This window comes from Commensalibacter communis (genome assembly GCF_947179015.1).
In the GTDB taxonomy this organism is placed as follows: Bacteria; Pseudomonadota; Alphaproteobacteria; order Acetobacterales; family Acetobacteraceae; genus Commensalibacter; species Commensalibacter communis.
In genome coordinates this window covers 1-259 of the sequence record NZ_CAMXCM010000043.1, presented here as the reverse complement: position 1 = coordinate 259, position 259 = coordinate 1, and the positions used below count along the sequence as shown (strand labels likewise).

Annotated in this window: 1 protein-coding gene; it reads left to right on the top strand. The window is 42.1% G+C overall.

What is annotated here, in order from left to right; translation table 11 throughout:
* A partial coding sequence (locus tag PQG54_RS12355) for a hypothetical protein (RefSeq protein ID WP_271807750.1) occupies positions 1 to 259 on the top strand: 259 nt, incomplete at both ends.

Genomic DNA, 259 nt, shown 5'->3' with positions numbered 1-259 from the left:
CATTACCGTTGGCACAATCACAACAGGCGAACCAGGCACAAAAGTCATCGTCGAAAATGTCGGAACATCAAGCGATGTCATCCTAAACTTCACCATCCCAAAAGGAGATAAGGGAGAAAAGGGTGAACAAGGTATCCAAGGCGAAAATGGCGATAAAGGCGAAAGTTACACAAATGACGGAACCGTCGATTTAAATGTCAAATCAATCACTTCCGATAATGGACAAATTAAATCCAACGGAAATGGAAAACTTGCTGTA